This is a genomic window from Bradyrhizobium sp. (genome assembly GCF_019242285.1).
Lineage (GTDB): Bacteria > Pseudomonadota > Alphaproteobacteria > Rhizobiales > Xanthobacteraceae > Bradyrhizobium.
The window spans coordinates 1-3,997 of the sequence record NZ_JAFAVV010000535.1; the positions used below are offsets into that span (position 1 = coordinate 1).

Annotated in this window: 6 protein-coding genes; 3 read left to right on the forward strand and 3 right to left on the reverse strand. The window is 62.8% G+C overall.

Features of this window, described 5'->3' with window-relative positions; all coding sequences use genetic code 11:
• Positions 1-586 (forward strand): cell envelope biogenesis protein TolA (locus tag JOY90_RS21350; protein ID WP_291693091.1); only part of this gene is annotated, 586 nt, incomplete at its 5' end.
• 22 nt (positions 587-608) lie between these two features.
• Here JOY90_RS21350 and JOY90_RS21355 read toward each other — a convergent pair.
• Positions 609-800 carry a hypothetical protein gene (locus JOY90_RS21355; protein WP_291693092.1) on the reverse strand — a complete coding sequence of 64 codons (192 nt, stop codon included), beginning with the start codon at positions 798-800 and terminating at the stop codon, positions 609-611.
• A complete protein-coding gene (gene ligD / locus JOY90_RS21360; protein ID WP_291693093.1) occupies positions 800-1,720 on the reverse strand; it encodes a non-homologous end-joining DNA ligase in 921 nt (306 codons plus the stop codon). The genes JOY90_RS21355 and ligD overlap by 1 nt, the downstream gene beginning before the upstream one ends.
• Before the next feature lie 116 nt (positions 1,721-1,836).
• Between ligD and JOY90_RS21365 the strand changes: the two genes are divergently transcribed.
• Positions 1,837-2,019 carry a DUF3606 domain-containing protein gene (locus tag JOY90_RS21365; protein WP_291693094.1) on the forward strand — a complete coding sequence of 61 codons (183 nt, stop codon included), beginning with the start codon at positions 1,837-1,839 and terminating at the stop codon, positions 2,017-2,019.
• A 905-nt stretch (positions 2,020-2,924) separates the two neighbouring features.
• On the opposite strand, the gene JOY90_RS21375 is transcribed toward JOY90_RS21365, so the two are convergent.
• The gene (locus tag JOY90_RS21375; RefSeq protein ID WP_291693095.1) at positions 2,925-3,587 is read right to left on the reverse strand and encodes an SOS response-associated peptidase; all 663 of its coding nucleotides are present in this window, start codon (positions 3,585-3,587) and stop codon (positions 2,925-2,927) included.
• A 78-nt stretch (positions 3,588-3,665) separates the two neighbouring features.
• Here JOY90_RS21375 and JOY90_RS21380 point away from each other — a divergent pair, with 78 nt between their 5' ends.
• Positions 3,666-3,995 (forward strand): recombinase family protein, encoded by a 330-nt coding sequence (locus JOY90_RS21380; RefSeq protein WP_291693096.1) that lies wholly within the window; start codon positions 3,666-3,668, stop codon positions 3,993-3,995.
• Positions 3,996-3,997 lie beyond the last annotated feature (2 nt).

Here is a 3,997-nt window from a genome sequence, read left to right on the forward strand (position 1 = left end):
TCGGACCTCCCTCGGCTTCTACGATCTGGCGATCGCGGCGCCGTCGATGAAGGCCGCACTGGAGGCCTGGGGGGCCGGCAGCAATCTCTTCCATCAGGGTATCGCCGAGGAGATCGACGATCCCGACGTGGTTACCGCCACCATGTCGAAACCCGGTGTGGTGCTCAAACGCCCGGCGGGATCGAATGGCCCTTTCACCGAGCATGCCGGCCTGCCAACAGACCTGGGCGGCGAAGACCGAAGCAAGCGGAAAAAGGGCCGCCGGGCGCTGAAGAGGCGACCGGCGCCCGAGATCAGCGAGAAGGATACCCGCAAGGCCGCCGCCGACTTCGAGCGCGAGCAGAAGCGGCGCGATGCTGAACGTCACAGAGAAGAGGCGGCGAGGGCGAAGGAGCGCGCCAAGCGCGAGAAGCTGGTCGAAAGAGCGCAGGCGGCGCTGGACAAGGCGCAGCGGGAGCATGAAGAGCGCGCCGAGGCGCTCGATGCCGAACGGGCCGCGGTCGAGAAGCGGACCAAAACCGAAGACGTCAGGTGGGAGAGCGAGAAGGAGAGGTTGACGGCGGCACTGCGGCGCGCGCGAAACTAGGCGCCAGAGCCGGATTCGCGATTCACGGTGATTCGGCGTCGAGCTCGATACCGGCCCGTCGGGCGGCCTCGTTCACCTTGGCGCGTTCATTGCGATCGTCCTCCGGCAACTCCATCACGGCGCGGTGCAACTCGGCCGAGATCGACAGATGGCTGTCGAGCGGCTTCTCCGCCCAATCCCACCAGGTGCCGAAAGCGTCTTTGCGAGGCACCATCACAGGTCCTCCCGCAGGCCTTTGAAGAACGGGTGACGGAGCTTGCCCTCTGCGGATTTCCCGCGGTACTCGATCTCGGCGAGCAGCTTCGGTTCGACCCAGGTGCCGCGGTGGGCGATCCTCTTGGCATAGGGCTGGGTGCGGCGGATCAGCGGCTTCAGCCTTTGGCGCAGCTCGGTGACAGTGCGCTTGTCAAAGCCATGGTCTACCTTGCCAGCGTAAACGAGCTGGTCACCTTTCATCCGGCCTACATAGAGGCCATCCCATTCGTCGCCGTCCAGCGCGAAGCCCGCGATCGGCAGCGTCTCGCGCTGCCGGCAGGTGACCTTGATCCAATTGTTGCTGCGTCCCCACGGATAGATGCTGTCACGCACCTTCGAGACCACGCCCTCGAGCCCGACCTTGCAGGCGTGGACGAACATCTCAGGCCCTTCGATCTCGAAGCTTTCGCTGAACTGGACATCGGTTGCGGCGATCAGCTTCTTGAGGTGCGCCTTGCGCTCGAGCAGCGGCAGTTTCCGATAGTCGTAGCCGTTGAGGTAGAGCAGGTCGAACGCGACCAGCACGATCTTCTTCGATCGACCCTGCAGCTCGTTCTGCAATGCGGCGAAATCGGTCGTGCCGTTCTCGCCGGGCACTACGACCTCGCCGTCGATGATCGCTGTTTCCGCATTGATCTGCCAGGCATCCGCAGCCACCTTGCGAAAGCGCCTGGTCCAGTCGTAGCCGCGGCGGGTGAAGACCCTGAGGGCTTCATCCTTGATGTGAACCTGCACGCGGTAGCCGTCGAACTTGATCTCGTGAATCCAGCGTTGACCGCCGGGGACGCTGCCGACGGCGGTTGCAAGCGCTGGCGGAATGAAGCCCGGATAATGAGCCTTGCTGCCGACCGCCACCAGCTTTCGACGCTGAAACGCCACTGGTCACTCCAATCACTCAACAAAAAGATTCAACGCAAGCGGCCGTTCGGATTTCCGCGGCCGGAACAAATGGTAACAGCAATGCGTTCTCGGCGGCGGTACTGTAGGAGGAAAGCATGGCCAAGAAGTCGCATACGTCGCGCGGGCGGAAGTTGGATCGGGCGAAGGTCGCCGGTGGCCAAAAGCACGAAGTGCGCTATGAGGCGAAGAAGACGGGACGCTCGGCTTCGGCGGTGAAGAAGGCGGTCAAGAAGGCCGGCAACAGCCGAAAGCGTGTTGAGAAGAGGCTCGCAGGGTAGGCGGCGGTGGCTGGGCGAACAGGTTGTCGCCAGAATAATTTCTTATCGGCCGGAGGGGCAGGTGGCCGGCACCTCGCCCCACGGCGGGTCGGAATGCTCCCTCGCAGACCCAGCGCATGCCCTGGCAGCGCGGGCAGTTCACGCGAACAGATCCGCGCCGGCCTGGGTGAAGCGTACGAAGGTACCGCTCTCGTGCTGGACGAGCCAGCCCTTGCGATCGCGCGATCGAGCCGGCCTTGTATTCCGCCGGCGTGGCGCCGAGCTCGAACAGCATCGGCGCATTGATCTTCTCGATGTGAATGCGGCCGTCCTGTACAGGCTCGATGATGTTGGTGATCTCGATAAGCTTGCGCGCGGCAGCATCGGGGTCGGCGAAGGGACGGGGTCGACGAATTGCTCCTGGGCGATTAGTGCTCCGCGGATAGGCAGGGCGAAGCGAATAAGCCCAGCGTGCCTGAGCAGAAGTAACCCCGATGGCGCCTTCCGTATCGTCCTTACTGAACACCATGTTTGGGGTCGCCCGAGCGAAACATAGTGCGGAAAATCGCGCGTGGGTGCAATTGTCTCACCGCTTGGCAGGTAGGTTCAAGTTGGTTGCCCGCCGAAGCATCCAGCACGCAGGCGATCTCGACATATTGCTCCTTTGCTTGGAGGATGAGTTCGATGCCAGGACGAGCAACGCTGGCCCGGACATGTCACACCACTATCAGATGATGCTTTCTGAGCTCTGATCACAGGCTCTGCCGCCTTTGGGGCATAACGGGCTCAGTTCCAGCGACGGGCGGGTTTTGCGAGAACCGCGCTGCGTCAGAGCTCGCCGCTCAACGTGGACAGCCGACTGCAGGTCCTGAAGAGAAGGGCGAATGAAGCGGTACGACCAGGAATTGGGCGCTTCTAGACGAGCGTCATGCGGCCGCCTTGTCTTCCTTGTCCGCGCCGCGCATCACGATCTTCAGCGCATCATCGGGCAATGGTCGCTGTAACGCCTTGGCCTCGTCCCACGGCGCGCGCATCCAGATCTCGCGTTCCTCGTCGGTGGTCAGGATCACCGGCATCGCCTTAGGATGGATCGGCGCGACGACGGCGTTCGGCATGGTGGTGAGGAAGCCGTAGACCTGGTGCGGGCCGGGCACCGGCTTGGACTTGGTGCCGCGATCGCCGTTGAACGTCGTCCAAATCCCCGCGAATGCGGCAAGTGGCCGGTCGTCGCCGAGCGCGAACCACACGACGTCCTTCTTCCTGGTTTCCGGATTAGGCTCCGGCGCGTACTCGGCGAAGCTGTTGAACGGCACCAGGCAGCGGTTCTCCGGCTTCAGCCAGCCGCGCCAGTGCGGCGAAGTGCTGTTGCGGATGTTGGTGACAGGCGGCCCGCCGGTGCGGGAAGGCGGCGGCATGCCCCAGCGCATCATCACCATCTCGCGCTCGGCGCCGGCGTTGCGCACGACCGGTGCGGGATAGTCCGGGAACACACCCGGCATCAGCTCGAGATTGCCGACGTAGCGGTTGACCACGCGGAAGAGCGCAAGGATCGCAGCTTGATTGGTCGTGATGGAATATAGATTGCACATGCGCAGGCAACCATGCCTCTCGTTGTTTTGGTTTTGACCATTTGCTAAAAGGGCGCAGCCCCATCCGGACTCGGGCTGATGGCCAACGCGCTCGTCGTACGCAGGAGCACAGGTCTAGCGAAGCGCAACAAGGCACTTCGGGCAGTGCAGTATGTTCGGATGTCGACCGACTATCAACGGTATTCGATCCAAAACCAGGCCGCCGCCATCGCGGCATTTGCCCGGCAAAAGAACCTCGCCATCGTTCACACCCATATCGAAGGACGCAGCGGTCTTCGGATCAAAGGACGGCCTGGCCACGCCGAACTGATTGACGATGTTTGCTCGGGCGAGGCCGACTTCGATCATGTCCTGGTCTACGAGCTCAGTCGCTGGGGCATGTCGGTCATATTTACTTCGCTTCGATAGCG